Origin of the sequence: Winogradskyella sp., assembly GCF_013213975.1 — a bacterium.
Taxonomy (GTDB): Bacteria; Bacteroidota; Bacteroidia; order Flavobacteriales; family Flavobacteriaceae; genus Winogradskyella.
Genome location: NZ_JABSST010000028.1, coordinates 19430 through 37468, shown reverse-complemented (window position 1 = coordinate 37468; position 18039 = coordinate 19430). Strand labels below are relative to the sequence as shown.

Sequence of the window (18039 nt, the reverse complement as noted above, 5' to 3'; positions counted from 1 at the left end):
TATTAGCAACCTCAGCAGTAGCAGTTTCACCTCTATTGATTGGTGCTCTACCTGCTATTATTAAACCTCCCCAGTCTCCAGGATTTGGTGTCGCTTGATTAGATGTAAATACGATTGGTTGTGAAGCAGTACCTTCTGCAATTATTGTCGCTCCTTGATTGATTAATAAATATGAATAAATTCCGTCTGTAGTTTGTCCTGCAACGATCCTTGTTCCAGCTTCTATTGTAATAGTAACTCCGTCTAATACAGAAACACCACCAACTAATTCGTAACAGTTATCTGATGTTAAGATAAGGTCGGAATCAATTTCGCCAGAAAGTTGAATGCATGTGTTACCATTATTACCTCCACCTAGATTGATTGTAACATCGCCTATAGATTCTTCATTAATAGTACAGCCTTGTAATATAAGAACCAATACTGCAATAGCTCCTTTAATGATTTGTTTTGTAGTTTTCATAGTTTCGATTTTGATTGTATTATTTTTTAAAATTTATATGTAAAACCTAAGCTTAGATTAGCTCCGATTTTATAAGAACTAACTGTAAGTTCTTGGTTTAAGTCTTCTTGATCTTGGTAACGATCTATTGTTGGATTTAAAATGTTTTTAGCTGATAAGCCTATCTCCCAATGTTCGTTTATAGTGTCTTTAAAATTGAAGTTTAACGTGCCGAATCCTTTTTCGAAAATGTCGCCAACACCGTTACCACCTGCAGAATAGATTCTGTCTCCAAAATAGTTGAAGTCTAACGTAGAAGAGATGTTATGCTTTCCAATTTCTTTAGAAAAGTTAATGTCTGCATTAAAGATATAAGGAGATGCACCTTGTAATTTACGTTCTAGGTTTGTAGGAGCAATCGATGCATTTAAAACAGTAACTGAAGGATCAATAACTACTTTAGTGTACATTACTGTAGCATTAAGACCTAAGGATAAATTACTTAATACTCCTTCATCATTTTCATTTGTAAAGATGTTGTTTAACTGTTGTCTATATTCGATTTCTCCACCAAAAATCTTCGCATTATCAGAATTAACAAAAGAGTTGTTGTTGTTTGCGGATGCAATTCTGATTTTTTCAATTGGTTTATCTAAGTATTTACCAAATGCGGTTATAGAGAATACTTCACCATTTCTTGGGAAAAATTCATACTTGACATCAAAATTATAGTTATCAGAATTTTCTAAATCTGGATTACCAATCGTAAACTCATTTACATCTTCGTCTAAGAAGGGTGCCGTTTCAGTAAATAATGGAAGTGTAACCGATTTACTTGCCGCAACTCTTAAATTCGTCTTTTCATTGATAGTGTATTTAACGTCTAAGCTTGGTAAAACAAAGAATTTATCAATAGTTCCAGTAGCATCCTCACTTGTAACAGGATCCTTGTAGAAAACATTTTGCTCAAAATCTTCTACTCTTATTCCTGTATTTACTACCACTTTTGATGTTAATTGCCATTTTAATAGGGCGTAACTAGCAAAATTATTTAAGTCTGCTTCGTAAGCATTCTGTGGACGCGTTACTTCAATAACACTATACACATCATTTAAAAGGTTTTCTTCATTTAAAAAAGCGTCTGGATTATCTAACTCTACAACGGTATTATTGGCATCAAAAATATAGTTGATTTGCTGAGCTTCGAAGTCTCTTGTCTTAGTTCTAGTATTAATTCCAAGAGTTAATTTGTTTTTGAATACATCATCTTCATCTTTAGAGAAGTTAATATCAAAAGAAACTTTTGTTGAATAATCATCTTCATTAAGTTCTTGGTAAAATCTCTGGTTATCACTATCGTTTGTATTTCTGAAGTTTCCTAAAACTATTGATCCATCTTGTCTTTCAGAAAAGAATAACTGTCTTCTGTCTGGAATATAACCAAGGGCTTTATTATAAGCACCACCATAATTAAGCTCGTATTTTCCTTCTTCAAACTTATGATTACCAGTTAACTGCTGTGTAAATAAGTTATTCTGTTGGAAAGTTCCTCTACGCACAAATGTATTGAGCTCATTATTCTCACCAGATACTCCAAAGAATTCTCTTAATTCGTCTTCAGTATCATTAACAAATAATGTTGTTGCAGTAATTGTGTTGTTAGAGTTCCATCTAAATGAAGCACTTCCAAGAACCGTAGTATTGGTTGTATATCTATATCTGTCATAATTAAAGGCAAATGATCCTTGATCTAACTCACCTTGATTATTCAATACAGTTTCGAAACCATTGATTGTAGCTTCATGTCCATTACTAAATGATGCCGATAATAATAAATTTAGTGTACTAGATTCTCCAGTGTTAAAATTATGACCAGCTAAAATGTTGGCATTAACATTTGGACCGTCTAATCTTTGTTCAGGATTAAATCCTGTTGAGAACGGATAGTATTCAATATCATTACTGTTGTATGTGTAATATGGAATGTTTAATAATGGTGTTGCAAATCGAGAACCATCATCAAGCCCATAAAAATCGTATTTACCTCCATCAAGCAAAAAGAAATCATTTGATATTGCAGTTGTATTAACTCCGGATCCAAATCCTATTTCTAATAGTTTTTTACCTGGTCTGTCTTTAGTATTAATGTCAACACTCGCACCAGCAAAATCACCATATAAGTGCGATGAATAGGCTTTATAAATTCCTAAATTTTCAACAATTTTAGTTGGAAAAATTCCTAAATCTAAAAGCTTAAGTTTAGGATTTAAAGAAGGGATTGGTAAGCCATTTAAGTAGGCTGTATTATATCTATCACCTAATCCTCTAACATAAAGTTTATCGCTCTCTTTTGATATACCAGTAGCTTTAGTTAAACCTGTTGCTACATCTCCAACACCTTTTTTAGAAAGCTCAACAGCTCCAATTTTTGTTTGAATTGTAGCTGCTTTTTTCTGTTCTAATAAAACTGCCGCTTCACTCTCTTTTCTTGTAGTTACATTCTCTAAAACAACTTCGTCTAAGGCTGCTGCAGTAGCTCCCATAGAAACATTAACTGTTGTTTTTTGACCAGCAATAACTTCTGCTACGATTTCTTGAGTTTCATAACCAACAAAACTAAATATTAATGTATAGGTACCTGGTTCTAGTTCATCAAAAATGTATAAACCATCTATATCTGAGGTTGTACCAGTGGTCGTACCTTTGATAAGAACATTAGCAAATGGTAACGGCTCATCATTAAATTCTTTATCGGTTAGTTTACCTGCAATTGAGCCAGTATTTTGGGCAAAACTAACTGTTGTTAGAAGAAATAATATTAAAAATTTCAAACTTCTCATTTGTCTATAAAATTGATGCTGCAAAGAAAGTTTGATAATCTTATTTAGAGGTTACACAATAATTAAAGATTTGCAATGAAAAGGTGAGAATACTGTGAGCTGAGTATTAAGCGTATTTATGTTAAGGAAACAATTTGTTAACATTAGAATTAAGGTATTTGGACCTAGAATTTACTATTCGATTCTATATCAAATTATCTATCTTGCAGCTTATAAATTTTAGACCATGCATTGGGAACAACTACTCTCACTAAAACGATTCGGTGATACTAATAAAAGGATTAGAAAAGAACAGGATGAAACACGCCTAGGATTCGAGGTAGATTACGATCGTATTATTTTCTCTTCTGAGTTTAGAAGTCTTCAAGATAAGACGCAAGTTGTTCCATTATCTAAAACTGATTTTGTACACACGCGACTTACGCATAGTTTAGAAGTAAGCGTTGTTGGCCGTTCTTTAGGACGTAAGGTTGGTAAGCTGTTACTGCAAAAACACCCACATTTAGAAAATGTACACGGCTATAAAATTAATGATTTTGGTGCTATTGTGGCTGCTGCAGCATTAGCACATGATATTGGAAATCCTCCGTTTGGACATTCTGGAGAAAACGCCATTGGTGCCTATTTTAAAAATGGTGAAGGAGCAAAATTTAAAACCCAGTTAACGGACAAAGAATACGAAGATTTATGTGATTTTGAAGGTAATGCTAATGGGTTTAAAATTTTAACTGAGAGTCGAGCGGGAAGAACAGGTGGGCTGCGTTTAAGTTATGCAACACTTGGTGCCTTTATGAAGTATCCTAAAGAATCCCTACCCAAGAAGCCAACATCACATATTGTAGATAAAAAGTATGGTTTTTTCCAAAGTGAAAAAGACATGTTTATTGAAGTCGCTCAGGAATTAGGTTTAATTAGTAGAAGTCGTGAGCATATCAATTACAATAGACATCCACTGGCTTATTTGGTGGAAGCTGCAGATGATATTTGTTATACGATTATTGATTTTGAAGACGGCATAAACCTTGGTCTTATAGATGAAGATTACGCCTTGGAATATTTAATAAAGTTAGTTAAGGGTAAAATTATTACTGAGAATTACAATGCCTTAAGCACAACGCAAGAACGTGTGAGTTATTTGCGTGCTCTGGCCATTAGTGCATTAATTGATGAAGCAGTTTCAATCTTTATGAAACACGAAGAGGCCATATTATCTGGACAATTTGAAACAGCTTTACTTGATGTGAGTCAATACAAAGCTCAGATTGCTGATATTATTCAATTAAGTATCAAGAACGTTTACCGTTCTAAGGAGGTGATTGATAAGGAAATTGCAGGATATGAAATTTTAAATCAGTTGTTAAATACCTATGGAAGATTAGCGCATCATTGCTATTTAAATCGGATATCAGATTACGATTATCTGTTATTAAACCTATTACCAGAGACGGTAAATCTTCAGCAAGAATCCCTTTACGATAATCTACTTTCGGTATGTTTGCACATCTCTAAACTATCCGATACAAATGCCATGCTCTTACATCAAAAGCTAAAAGGGCAGGTTTTATAAGTGCGTTTCATCGATTAAATTTGTTTTTTAACGACATATTGTTTTTATTTATCTCATAATCAGCTTTAAAAACCTACTTATGAAAAATAATATACTTGGGGGCTTAGTCATTTTTATGGTTGTCTTGACTTGCCTATTGATGCTAGATGATATTTCGAATACTCAAAAACAGCCGTCTATTCCAGAAGCAGCTCAAGTCGATCAGATAGAGCAGCAAACTGATTTAGCTATTGTTGAGAAGGAGGAGTAAGGCTTCAACTTTTTGTCTAATAGCTAAAACGCTTAATGCTTGACTTTCTTGAAGTTGAGCCACCGTACCATGCTCAACAAAATTATCTTTTATACCAAGGATATGTACGGGAAGCTTGTAGTTGTTTTTGTTGGCAAATTCTAATACGGAACTTCCAAAGCCACCTTTTATAGTACCATCTTCTACAGTTATTATGATGCTATAAGAGCTACAGATATGATGTAATAGTTTTTCATCCAAAGGTTTAACAAATTGCAAGTCGTAATGAGAAACATCAACGTCTACAATGGCATCTTCAATATTTTTTGCAATGGTTCCAACAGACAGTATAGCCATGTCATGTCCCTTTTTTAAACGTTCACCTTTTCCTATTTCAAGCTTTTTAAATGGAACCTTCCAATTTAAGACATGACCTTTTCCTCTTGGATAACGAATAGCAATAGGAAAGTCAATACCTAACTGAGCCGTATACATCATATTTCTTAAGGCGATAGCGTCTCTTGGCGCAAAAATGATCATATTCGGTATACAATTAAGATAAGCCAAATCAAATACTCCATGATGTGTTGCTCCATCTTCACCTACTAAACCAGCTCTATCTAAACAAAATACAACAGGTAACTTCTGTAAGGCAACGTCATGAATAACTTGATCGTAAGCTCTTTGTAAAAAAGTGGAGTAAATATTGCAAAACGGTATCAATCCTTGCGTCGCCATTCCTGCGGCTAATGTAACAGCATGTTGTTCTGCAATGCCAACATCAAAAGCACGATCAGGAATTTTATCCATCATAAATTTTAAAGAACTCCCTGTTGGCATAGCAGGTGTTATACCAATAATACGTTCATTTTTTAAAGCAAGTTCTACAATGGTTTCTCCAAAGACATCTTGATATTTTGATGGTTGCCCAGTGTTTGATTTAGGAATCAATTCACCAGTATTAGCATCAAATTTACCTGGCGCATGATATTTTACTTGATTTTCTTCGGCCTGCTTTAAGCCCTTTCCTTTAGTTGTTATGACATGCAGAAATTTTGGGCCTTGAATATTTTTTAATCGTTCAAGTTCTGAAATCAACAGCGGTAGATCATGACCATCAATAGGGCCTGAATAGCTAAAATTTAAAGCCTCAAAAATATTGTCTTGTTTTTGTGTGCCTTTTTTTACGTTGGTTAAATATTGTTTTAAAGCACCTACACTCGGATCAATACCAATAGCATTATCATTTAATATAACAAGTAAGTTAGCATTTGTTACTCCGGCATGGTTTAAACCTTCAAAGGCCATACCACTAGCTATTGATGCGTCACCAACCACAGCAATATGATGTTTTCTGGCTTCGCCTTTAAGCTTAGAGGCAATGGCCATACCTAATGCGGCAGAAATTGCTGTTGAGGAATGACCAACACCAAAAGTATCGTATTCACTTTCTTCACGTTTTGGAAAGCCGCTAATACCATTAAGTTGTCTATTGGTTTCGAAGACATGTTTACGTCCAGTTAATATTTTGTGGCCGTAAGCTTGGTGACCAACATCCCAAACAAGAAGATCATTTGGGGTATTAAAAACATAATGTAATGCTACAGTCAACTCAACAACACCTAAGCTCGCTCCTAGATGACCTTCTTTAGTTGCGACGATATTTATTATAAAATCACGCAGTTCTTGAGCAACATTAGGGAGCTCTTTTATATTGATCTTGCGAAGATCCTTAGGAAAATTTATATGTTCTAAGCCTGAAAATTCCACCTTGTAAAGGTAAGGCTCTTTTAAATTTAAAAAGACAGAATTTGGTAAGACTTTATTTAGTAATGAGCAATTCTATTTTATCACGAATTCAATAAAACTTGTATATAATTTTCAATTCATTAGGTAATAGTGGTAATATTTTATAATTCCTTAATGATTCCTTATTTTTGAAAAAAACAAATTGTATATAATGTGCTGTCACTTCGACATACATTATTAATTAAACATTATTTAATTGCTATGATTAGAAAATACCTTCTACAGACCTTTTTATGTCTTTCATTAACATCTTCGTTTGTTTATAGTCAGAATAATTTACAAATCTCAGAAATAGAGGCGATTATTGCGTCCTATTTAGATGAACATAAAGGAGAGATGAATTTAGACACTAAAGATTTTGAAGAAATTGTAATTAATAATAAATCTTACTCTAGAAGTAATGGTTTGACGTATGTCTATATTAATCAAGCCTATGAAGGGATTAGAATTTACAATGCTATTTCTACGGTTGCTATTAAAGATCGTGCGATCCAGTATTATGCAAATCGATTAATTTCTGATATTTCTGCAAAGGCTAATTCAAATGCCCCTCAATTAACTCCAGCATCTGCCATTCAGACCCTAGCAAACCATTTTGGACTTGGTACGCCAGAGAATTTAACGCAACTTTCTAAAGAAGGTTATGCCTATGAATTTTCTAATGGAAATGTATCAACTAGGAATATTCCTGTAGAACTGGTTTATGCTCAAGTAAATGACCAATTAAAATTAGCTTGGGACGTCATTATTTACGCAAGTGATAATACCCATTGGTACAGTGCGAGAATAGATGCAGCGACTAGTGAGTTACTTGATGTAAATAATTTAGTGTTGAGTTGCGATTTTGGTGAGCCTCATACACATGAAAGGCAAGAGATAGATACGAACTTTTTCGATGTTGTCAATTCCTCCTCTTCAATGTTAGTTGATGGAGCAAGGTATAACGTATTTGCACTTCCAGTCGAAAGTCCTAATCATGGTTCTCGTCAAATAGTTGTTAACCCAGCAAGTCCTTCTGCCTCTCCATTTGGGTGGCATGATACTAACGGTATTGCAGGACCAGAGCATACAGTAACTAGAGGTAACAATGTGTGGGCTCAAGAAGATAGAGATGGTTTACCGTTCACAATTGGTTTTTCACCTGATGGAACAAATGCTTTAAACTTCGATTTTCCTTTAGATATAAATCAACCACCTGAAAATTATGAAGATGTTTCGGTTACAAATCTGTTTTATACCAATAATATGATGCATGATATCTGGCATCATTATGGTTTTGACGAAGCATCAGGAAATTTCCAAGAAACAAATTATACAGGAATGGGTGTTGGTAGTGATTCTGTTAATGCAGATGCTCAAGATGGAAGCGGGCAAAACAATGCTACTTTCGGAACTCCACCTGATGGGCAAAATCCAACGATGACAATGTTCTTATGGACACCGTCAGGGGGATTAAATGAACCTCTAACCATTAATAATGGAACTGTGGCAGGAAGTTATGACGGTAGTGAAGCCACATTTGGAAGTGGATTAACAACCACACCAATTACAGCTAATTTAGCACTTGCCTCAGACTTTACTCCAGATGTAAATGATGCTTGTGATCCATTGACCAATACAGGAGCCTTAAATGGTAGTATTGCGGTTATAAGAAGGGGTTCTTGCGAATTTGGTTTTAAAGTAAGAGCTGCTGAAAATGCCGGAGCTGTTGCAGCTGTGATTGTTAATAATGAACCTGGTGCTACCATTACTATGGGTGGTGGTGCCGTTGGAAATCAAGTTACGATTCCTTCAATTATGGTAAATCAAACTGATGGTGAAGCCATTATAGCAGCCTTATTAGGAGGACAAACCCTGTCTGCAACTTTAGCAAATAATGGTCCATTTTTAATTGATGGTGATTTTGATAATGGTATTGTTGCACATGAATATGGCCATGGAATTTCAACAAGATTGACTGGTGGAGCAGGTGCTGCAGGTTGTCTGTTTAATGAAGAACAAATGGGTGAAGGATGGTCTGATTGGTTCGGATTAATGATAACTATGAGTGCATCTGATTCACCTGGTGATGCAAGAGGTATAGGAACATTCGCAGTTAGCCAGCCAACTACTGGAGGTGGTATTAGACCTGCACGCTACAGTCCAGATTTAGTTGTTAATGGATTTACGTACGGCGATACAAATAACCCTGGGTTATCCGTACCACATGGTGTTGGATTTGTTTGGGCCACTGTTTTGTGGGATTTAACATGGGCGTACATTGATAAATATGGATTTGATCCTGATCTTTATAACGGAACAGGTGGAAATAACAAAGTAATCCAGCTGGTTACAGATGGTTTAAAGCTTCAACCATGTCAGCCAGGATTTATAGATGGACGAGATGCACTATTAGCTGCAGACGCGGCTATGGGAGGAGAAGATCAATGTATGATTTGGGAAGTGTTCGCTGCCCGAGGACTTGGACTGAATGCTACACAAGGTTCATCGGGTTCTAGATCAGATCAGGTAGAAGATTTTTCAGTGCCACCAAGTACAGATCCATCCTTAGCAAATTGTTCTAGTTTAAGTGTTGAAGAGTTTTCTAGTAATACTTTGGAAGTGTATCCTAATCCAACACAAACAGAATTGTCTATTTCGACAAAGGTTAGTTTAGGAAATGCGACGATTAAACTAACAGATTTGAATGGAAGAGAGGTACTGAACATAAAGCGTAATTTAATTGATACTATTTCAATTAATACTGCGAATCTCCAAGATGGTATTTATATTTTATCAATCAGTGGTGAGAACTTCAATTTTGTAGAAAAAGTTATTAAGAACTAAGGTGTTTTAAAATATGATTAGCCCTTTTGATGACACATACTTCATGCGGAAAGCATTACAAGAAGCGGAAGTAGCTTATGAAAAGGGCGAAATTCCTGTTGGTGCTGTTATTGTTGTGAAAGACAGGATCATTGCAAGGACACATAATCTTACTGAATTATTGAACGATGTTACTGCACATGCTGAAATGCAAGCAATAACTTCGGCAGCAAATTTTTTGGGAGGAAAATATTTAACCAATTGTACTTTGTATGTAACCTTGGAGCCATGCCAGATGTGTGCTGGTGCTTTGTATTGGAGCCAAATCTCCAAACTCGTTTACGCGGCTTCTGATGAGCAACGCGGTTATAATACTCTAGGAACTAAATTACATCCAAAGACGAAAGTTGTTAGTGGTGTTCTTGCGGATGAAGCGTCAACCTTGTTGAAACGCTTTTTAATAGAAAAACGCAATCTTAATTAAATAAAAAACGCCCAACTATTGTTGGGCGTTGAAACTTGTAAGCTATATAATTATAGTACTTGCACATTTGCAGCTACCATGCCTTTTCTTCCTTCTTCTTCTGTATACTCTACATTATCGCCTTCGCGTAATTCGATACCGTTTAGATTTGATACATGCACAAAGATGTCTTTGCCTGTTTCCTTGTTGGTAATGAATCCAAATCCCTTGGAATCATTGAAAAATTTAACTGTTCCAGTCATTATAAATAAATAAAAATTAAAGTGTAAAGGTAAGGCTTATTATTTCAATCAAAGGAAATAACGTCTTTTATTTCAAAAAGTTACATTTTCTTAATGTTCGTTCTGCTTCTGATTTTCACGCATTTTTTCAAGATTTTCCTTGGTTAACATGTAATCATTAACGTTTTTTCCTTTCCATCGGTAATAAGAAAATAATGGGAAAACCACTAAAAATAAACCTAGCACTCCAAAGCCGATGAGTTTTTGTGAGTACTCAACCTCTAGAATAAAGCCGCAAAATATACTCCCAATAGAAGCAATAAAAGCAATTAGAGTAACACTATGAATTGGTTTCATTTGAAGGTACGTTTTATGATGTAAAATTAATCAATTCTTTACGATAGGCGGTGAGTAATTTGGATTTAGAAATAAATCCATAGTATTTGTTATTTTTAATTACAGGTAAATTCCATGCACCCGAGGTTTGAAATTTTGTCATTACCCGTTCCATAGAGTCTTCATCATAATAGATAATTTCAGGTGGCCTTTGCATAAAGGTTTCTACTGTTGTTGAATTATAAAGTGCCTGCTCAAACATCACAGATCGTATATCATCAAGTAAAATAATGCCCACTAAATTATCCTTATTATCCGTAATAGGAAACAAATTTCTATTTGACTTGGAAACCCCTTCTTTGAGCATTTCTCCTAAGGTCATGCTAGGCTGTAACTTTATAAAATTTTGTTCTATAACCGTATCTAGTTTCATTAGAGTAAGTATACTTTTGTCTTTGTTTTGAGTTATTAAAGCACCTCTTTCTAAAAGCTCTTTGGTATAGATCGTATGGTCCAAACCATTTTTATTTATAATAAATGACATAGATGCTGTAATCATTAGTGGTACGAATAGTTCGTAACCTCCAGTGATTTCAGCAATTAAGAATATAGCAGTTAAAGGCGCATGTAATACACCAGCAATTAGTCCAGCCATGCCAATTAAAGTAAAATTGGCTTCAGATACATTAAACCCTAAACCACAATTATTAATAACCTTAGCAACAACATTACCAAGAGCACTACCCATAACTAATGTCGGGATAATAATTCCACCGGTACCACCTGCAGCAAAGGTTGTGGTCATGGCAATCGCTTTAAAAATGGTGATTCCAAATAATAATCCTATTACAATCCAGATATTGTCCAAATGTTTATCAAAAGGAGTATTGCCTAAGGCTTCAATATCATTTCCAAGCATGAGATTATTTATAAATCCAAAACCTTCACCATAAAGTGGCGGGATAAAGAAAAGCATAATACCAATTGCCAAACCACCTACAATTAGTTTATATCTTGTGGATTTGATTCTGTTGAATATCGATGTAACTCCAAAGTAAATTTTCGAGAAATAAATAGAGGCTGTTCCAGTTGCAATACCTAATAGTAAATAAAATAAAGTGTCTTTAATTGCGAAACGGTCAGTAACATTAAAATCGAACAGAACAGAGTCTCCTAAGAAAAAATAGGATGTTATTACTGATGAAACTGATGCCATGAGCAAGGGTAATAAAGATGCGAAGGTTAAGTCGAGACTAAAAACTTCGATAGCGAAAATAATAGCGGCTATAGGTGATTTAAAAATGGATGCTATAGCACCTGCTGCAGCACATGCGATAAGTAAACTACGCATCTTCCGATCTATATGTAAAAGCCGAATTATATTTGAACTTAAAGCAGATGACGATAGAATGTCTGGCCCTAATAATCCAACCGACCCTCCAAATCCTACAGTAAGTTGTGCGGTTATTAAAGGTAAATAGGTTTTACGCTTACTAATAATGCCATCGCGTTTAGATAAAGCATATAAAATAGAGGGTATAGCGTGTTCACTTGGTTGCTTTGAAATATACTTTGCAAACAGATAGACAAGGAATAACCCAATAATTGGTAAAATAAAATAAATACTATTTTCTGAATGAATAATACCCTGTTCAAAAACTGCTTCAATGGCGAAGGTGATGTTTTTAATAAACACCGAGATAAGTCCAGCAAGTAATCCAATAATTAGACTTAGTAAAAAGACAAAATTTTTCTCTGATATGTGCTTATGCCTCCAAATGAGCAAGCGTTTAAAAAATTTTGATTCCGTTGGCATTGCTTAAATCTAACAAAAAATCCTGCAAGAAGCAGGATTTGATAGTTATGATTTTAAATTCAACTTAAGATTGAGCTCATCGAGCTGTTCTTCATCTATAGGCGCAGGTGCATCTATCATAACATCACGCCCTGAGTTATTCTTTGGAAAGGCAATAAAATCTCTAATTGTTTCTTGCCCTCCTAAAATTGCAACTAATCTATCAAGTCCAAACGCAATGCCGCCGTGAGGAGGTGCGCCATATTCAAAGGCATCCATTAAAAAGCCAAATTGTGCTCTAGCCTCTTCATCCGAGAACCCAAGATGTTTTAGCATAACCGCTTGTGTGGCTTTATCATGAATACGGATTGATCCACCACCAATTTCATTGCCATTTAAAACTAAATCATAAGCATTGGCTTTAACCTCACCTGGTTTTGAGTCTAACAGCTCTAGTTGACCTGGTTTTGGAGAAGTAAACGGATGATGCATGGCATGATAACGTTCTGTCTCTTCATCCCACTCTAAAAGCGGAAAGTCCATAACCCAAAGTGGTGCAAATTCATTTGGCTTACGTAAACCTAGACGCTCAGCCAATTCCATACGTAAGGCACTTAATTGCGCACGCACTTTATTGGTTTCTCCAGAAAGTACACAAATAAGATCTCCTGCTTTTGCGCCAGTAACTTGTGCCCACTTTGCTAAATCTTCTTGGTCATAAAATTTGTCAACGGATGATTTAAAAGTACCATCATCGTTACATCTACAATAAACCATTCCTAAAGCTCCTACTTGTGGACGTTTCACCCAATCAATGAGTTTGTCAATTTCTTTTCTCGTATAAGAATTTCCGCCAGGAACAGCGATGCCTACAACGAGTTCTGCATTTTTATACACATTTAATTCTTTGTGTTTTACAACCTCGTTTAGCGCTCCAAATTGCATCCCAAAACGAATGTCTGGTTTGTCGTTACCATATAAGCGCATGGCGTCTTCATATAGCATTCTAGGGAATTTGTCTACCTCAACACCATTAATTTCTTTTAATAGATGACGAGTTAAACCTTCAAACGTATTTAAGATATCTTCTTGCTCTACAAAAGCCATTTCACAGTCTATTTGTGTGAACTCTGGTTGGCGATCAGCACGTAAGTCTTCATCTCTGAAACACTTTACAATTTGAAAGTATTTGTCCAATCCACCAACCATAAGCAGTTGCTTAAAGGTCTGTGGTGATTGTGGTAGCGCATAAAACTGACCTTCGTTCATTCGTGATGGTACCACAAAATCGCGTGCGCCTTCTGGAGTAGATTTAATGAGATAGGGTGTTTCTACCTCAATAAAACCATCACTAGATAAATAATTACGGACAGCTTGTGCAACTTTATGTCTAAAGATTAAACTTTCTTTTACTGGATTACGACGAATATCGAGATAACGGTATTTCATACGTAAATCATCTCCACCATCAGTGTCGTCCTCGATAGTAAATGGTGGAACAATTGAATTGTTTAGAATGTTTAACTCTGAAACCAATACTTCAATATCTCCTGTTGGAATATTAGGATTTTTTGAAGCGCGTTCTTGAACCTTACCTTTTACTTGAATTACAAATTCACGTCCTAACTTCTGAGCCTTTTGCATAAGGTCTTTCGCAGACTGATCCTCATCAAAATACAATTGCGTAATTCCATATCGATCTCTCAGATCGACATAGATCATAAATCCTTTATCTCTTACACCTTGAACCCAACCAGCTAAAGTAACTTCTTTATTATTGTGAGCAGCTCGTAATTCACCGCAATTATGACTTCTATACATATTCAAAAATTAATCCTGCAAATTTAATCAACTTAAAGGATAATTACTTAAAAAGCCCCAACTATTGTTGAGGCTTTTCTCGCTATTAATCACTTTATAAAAATGAATATATAAAGTTTATTATTTGTCCAAGGCTAGTTGAATATGGTCATCTAGTTGAATATGTTCTTCAGTTTCCTCACTCATTGTTATTAATCCTACTCTATTTTTATACAAACGCATTTTTAGTCGTGTCACTAAATAAAATAAGATTGGAACTACGATTAATGTAAGGAATGTTGCTATGAATAATCCATAGATGACTGTCCAAGCCAAAGGTCCCCAGAAAATGACATTATCACCACCGACATAAATATTTGGATTAAACTCACTAAACAGGGTAAAGAAGTTGATGTTTAGTCCAGTAGCCAACGGAATAAGACCCAAAATTGTAGTAATTGCAGTTAGTAAAACTGGTCTAAGGCGTGCTTTACCTCCTTTGATAATAGCTTCTAAAAGATCCGCTTTTTGAAGGTAGGCTGAACCGTCGAGATCGTTCTCAACTTTTTTACGGTCTATTAATAGTTGCGTGTAATCTAAAAGTACTACACCATTATTTACTACAATTCCAGCAAGAGATATTATACCCATCATGGTCATCATGATTACGAATGCTGAGCCTGTAATTATTAAACCTCCAAATACACCAATTAAACTTAGGAAAATAGCAAGCATAATAATTGCAGGCTTGGATACAGAGTTAAATTGGAAGATTAATATGAAGAAAATTAATCCTAGTCCAGCAAAAAATGCACCCATTAAAAATGACATCTGCTTGTTCTGTTCTTCAATCTGCCCTGTATAGTCAACAGAAACACTTGACGGTTGTTCTTTAAAGTTTTCCATCACAGCCTGAACGTCAGAAACAATTGCTGCCGCATCAGTATAACCAGGCGCTAATGCCGAGTACAGCGTTACCACACGTTTTGTATTTCGGTGTTTTATAGCACTAAATCCAGAGGTGTTTCTTTGCGACGCCAAAGCAGAAACAGGGATTTCCTTAATACGTCCTGATGCCATATCTCTAAACGTTATTTTCTGATTGAATATAGCACTGTTGTTATAGCGATTTTCTTCATTAAATCTTACGTAGATGTCATAGTCTTCACCACCTTCTTTGTAGATGCCAGCTTTAGCGCCAAATACAGCATTACGTAATTGTTGCCCTACTTGTCCTGCAGATACTCCTAACGCACCAGCCTTTTCTCTATCGACAACAACTTGCATTGAAGGTTTGGAACGGTTAACATCTATTTTAAGTTCATCTATTCCAGCAATACTTTTAGAATTAATATAGTCACGCATTTTTTCTGCAGTAGTAATTAACTCTGCATAATCTTCACCTGTTAATTCTAAATTAATTGGTGCTCCAGCAGGTGGTCCAACTGGATCTTTTTCCACAGAAATGGTGACTCCAGGGTATACGTCTTTTAGACTTTCCTGAACCTTTTTATACAACTCATTACTATCGGAACCTTTTCTAAATTTAAACTCCCGCATCGTCGCCGTAATCTTGCCGCGATGTGGCATTTCTGCCTGAGAACCTCCATCTGTCATGGGGTTACCAGACCCTTCCCCAACTTGAGACACAGCACTCTCTGTTAAGAAATTATAATCTTGATGCTTATAGGCCTCTTCATTAATAATTGTATAAACACGTTGTTCTACTTCTTTTGTGATGGCGTTTGTTTTCTTAATGTCCGTGCCTTCTGGATACTCTATATAAACAATAATTTGGTTCGGGGTATTATCAGGAAAAAATTCCACTTTAGTACGTTGGCTCATCATTGATGCAACAAATCCAACCATAGCAAGTATCAATAAAAATGCCGTGCTTAAGGCAATAAAAATTGGTTTTTTACCGCCTAATGCACCCCTTAATATGCGCTCATAAAAACGTTCCCAACGAGGGAGGATTTTGTTTTGGAATCCATTTGCCCAGCTTCTTAAGAACAGACGATACGCCCATAATAAAATTACAGTTACCACCATAACACTGCCTAAGGCTCTGTATTCTCCACCAACAATAATGATGAGTAATCCAATAAGACCTACAACTGCAGAAATTGAAATGATTTGTTTTAAGGTCATTTCTTTGTCTTCTGTAGACATGTATCGCGATACTAGCACAGAGTTGAAAAAGATCGCTACAAATAGGGATGAGCCAAGCACTACAGATAGCGTAATTGGGAAATATTTCATGAACTGTCCCATAACACCTGGCCATAAACCTAATGGAATAAATGCTGCGACAGTCGTTGCTGTAGAGATGATAATTGGGAATGCAATTTCACCAATCCCTTTTTTGGCGGCTTCCATTCGACTCATGCCTTCTTGGTCCATGAGGCGATACACATTTTCAACCACCACAATTCCATTATCGACTAACATCCCAAGACCCATAATTAAACCAAATAAGATCATGGTATTCATAGTGTAGCCTAAAAGATTTAGAATCATTAAGGACATAAACATGGACATGGGGATAGCAAACCCAACAAAAAGTGCATTTTTAAATCCTAGGAAAAACATTAAAACTGTTACAACGAGGATAATTCCGAAAATGATATTATTGACTAAGTCATCAACTTGACCAATCGTCTTCGAAGACTGGTCATTGGATACAGTGACGCTTAAATCTGCTGGAAAATAGTCTTTAATGGCATCCTCTACGATAACCTTTATTTGATCTGAAGCAGCAACCATGTTTTTTCCAGAACGTTTTTTTACATCTAGCATTACAACAGCAGCACCAAACTCTCTAGCATAGGTTGTCTTATCCTCATCTCTAAAATTAATTTCCGCAATATCTTTTAAGTATATCGCATTTCCATTCTCAGATTTTACAACAAAAGATTTGAGTTCATTTGGTGTGTCAATTTCACCTATAACACGGATGGTTCTTCGTTGTCCACTCGAAATTAAATTTCCAGCAGATATGGTCATATTCTCATTAGCAATAGAGTTAGTAATGTCATTAAAACTTACTCTAGCTGCCATCATTTTATAGATGTCAACAGCAACTTCAACCTCTTTATCCTGAGCGCCACGAATATCAACAGCTTTTATTTCGGGAAGACTTTCGATTTTATCTTCTAAATATTCTCCATATGATTTGAGTTTATCGACAGGATAGTCTCCGGAGATATTAATATTAAGAATTGGCATTTCTTCGGACATGCTGAGGTCAAAAATATTAGGCTGAACCTTAGCTCCGTTAAATGTTGGCCAATCCTCACTTGATGTTTCCACATCAACTTCATCCTTTATTTTTTGTTTGGCGGCTTCTACAGTAATATTTTCATCAAATTCTACTGCAATACTTGAATAATCTTCGAGTGATGTAGATTTAATCTCAATAACATTACTTACTGTTTTAATTTTGTCTTCAATCGGTGTTGTAATCAGTTTTTCAATATCTTCTGCAGTGTTTCCAGGAAAAATTGTACTGATGTAAATTTTGGTTTCCTTAATTTCAGGGAAATTTTCTCTTGGCATAGATCTGTAGGCAGATGTACCTAGAATTAATATCACTGCAATAAGCACATACATTGTAGTTTTATTATTAATTGCCCAGGATGCCAAGTGAAATTCTTTATATACTTTTTTTAGTTTATCAGTCATGTTAATAGACTTTTTTGATTAATTAGT

At 35.4% G+C, this 18039-nt stretch carries 11 protein-coding genes and 1 pseudogene; 4 read left to right on the top strand and 8 right to left on the bottom strand.

The window, feature by feature from the left end:
* Positions 1 to 463 (bottom strand): annotated as a pseudogene (locus tag HRU49_RS05890) (multidrug transporter); the annotation flags it as partial.
* A 26-nt stretch (positions 464 to 489) separates the two neighbouring features.
* Positions 490 to 3273 (bottom strand): TonB-dependent receptor, encoded by a 2784-nt coding sequence (locus HRU49_RS05885; RefSeq protein WP_296355121.1) that lies wholly within the window; start codon positions 3271 to 3273, stop codon positions 490 to 492.
* A 235-nt stretch (positions 3274 to 3508) separates the two neighbouring features.
* Here HRU49_RS05885 and HRU49_RS05880 point away from each other — a divergent pair, with 235 nt between their 5' ends.
* Positions 3509 to 4849: a deoxyguanosinetriphosphate triphosphohydrolase gene (locus HRU49_RS05880; RefSeq protein WP_296355119.1), complete on the top strand. Its 1341-nt coding sequence runs from the start codon at positions 3509 to 3511 to the stop codon at positions 4847 to 4849.
* Positions 4850 to 4928: 79 nt separating this feature from the next.
* Positions 4929 to 5099: a hypothetical protein gene (locus HRU49_RS05875; protein ID WP_296355118.1), complete on the top strand. Its 171-nt coding sequence runs from the start codon at positions 4929 to 4931 to the stop codon at positions 5097 to 5099.
* Here the strand turns inward: HRU49_RS05875 and HRU49_RS05870 are convergent.
* Entirely contained in the window at positions 5073 to 6848 is a 1776-nt protein-coding gene (locus HRU49_RS05870; protein ID WP_296355116.1) for a 1-deoxy-D-xylulose-5-phosphate synthase, read from the bottom strand. The two genes, HRU49_RS05875 and HRU49_RS05870, sit on opposite strands and share 27 nt — an antisense overlap.
* A gap of 240 nt (positions 6849 to 7088) precedes the next feature.
* Here HRU49_RS05870 and HRU49_RS05865 point away from each other — a divergent pair, with 240 nt between their 5' ends.
* Entirely contained in the window at positions 7089 to 9713 is a 2625-nt protein-coding gene (locus HRU49_RS05865; RefSeq protein WP_296355114.1) for a T9SS-dependent M36 family metallopeptidase, read from the top strand.
* Positions 9714 to 9726: 13 nt separating this feature from the next.
* Positions 9727 to 10176: a nucleoside deaminase gene (locus HRU49_RS05860; RefSeq protein WP_296355112.1), complete on the top strand. Its 450-nt coding sequence runs from the start codon at positions 9727 to 9729 to the stop codon at positions 10174 to 10176.
* A 50-nt stretch (positions 10177 to 10226) separates the two neighbouring features.
* Here HRU49_RS05860 and HRU49_RS05855 read toward each other — a convergent pair whose 3' ends face one another.
* The 5 genes from HRU49_RS05855 to HRU49_RS05835 all read right to left on the bottom strand — a co-directional run bounded on the left by HRU49_RS05855 (position 10227) and on the right by HRU49_RS05835 (position 18012).
* Positions 10227 to 10418, bottom strand: a complete 192-nt coding sequence (locus HRU49_RS05855; protein ID WP_296355110.1) for a cold shock domain-containing protein — start codon at positions 10416 to 10418, stop codon at positions 10227 to 10229.
* 90 nt (positions 10419 to 10508) lie between these two features.
* Positions 10509 to 10754, bottom strand: coding sequence for a hypothetical protein (locus HRU49_RS05850; RefSeq protein WP_296355107.1), 246 nt, complete (start codon positions 10752 to 10754; stop codon positions 10509 to 10511).
* 13 nt (positions 10755 to 10767) lie between these two features.
* A complete protein-coding gene (locus HRU49_RS05845; protein WP_296355105.1) occupies positions 10768 to 12549 on the bottom strand; it encodes a chloride channel protein in 1782 nt (593 codons plus the stop codon).
* Positions 12550 to 12594: 45 nt separating this feature from the next.
* Positions 12595 to 14349 carry an aspartate--tRNA ligase gene (gene aspS, locus HRU49_RS05840; protein ID WP_296355103.1) on the bottom strand — a complete coding sequence of 585 codons (1755 nt, stop codon included), beginning with the start codon at positions 14347 to 14349 and terminating at the stop codon, positions 12595 to 12597.
* 120 nt (positions 14350 to 14469) lie between these two features.
* Entirely contained in the window at positions 14470 to 18012 is a 3543-nt protein-coding gene (locus HRU49_RS05835; RefSeq protein WP_296355101.1) for an efflux RND transporter permease subunit, read from the bottom strand.
* Positions 18013 to 18039: the final 27 nt, after the last annotated feature.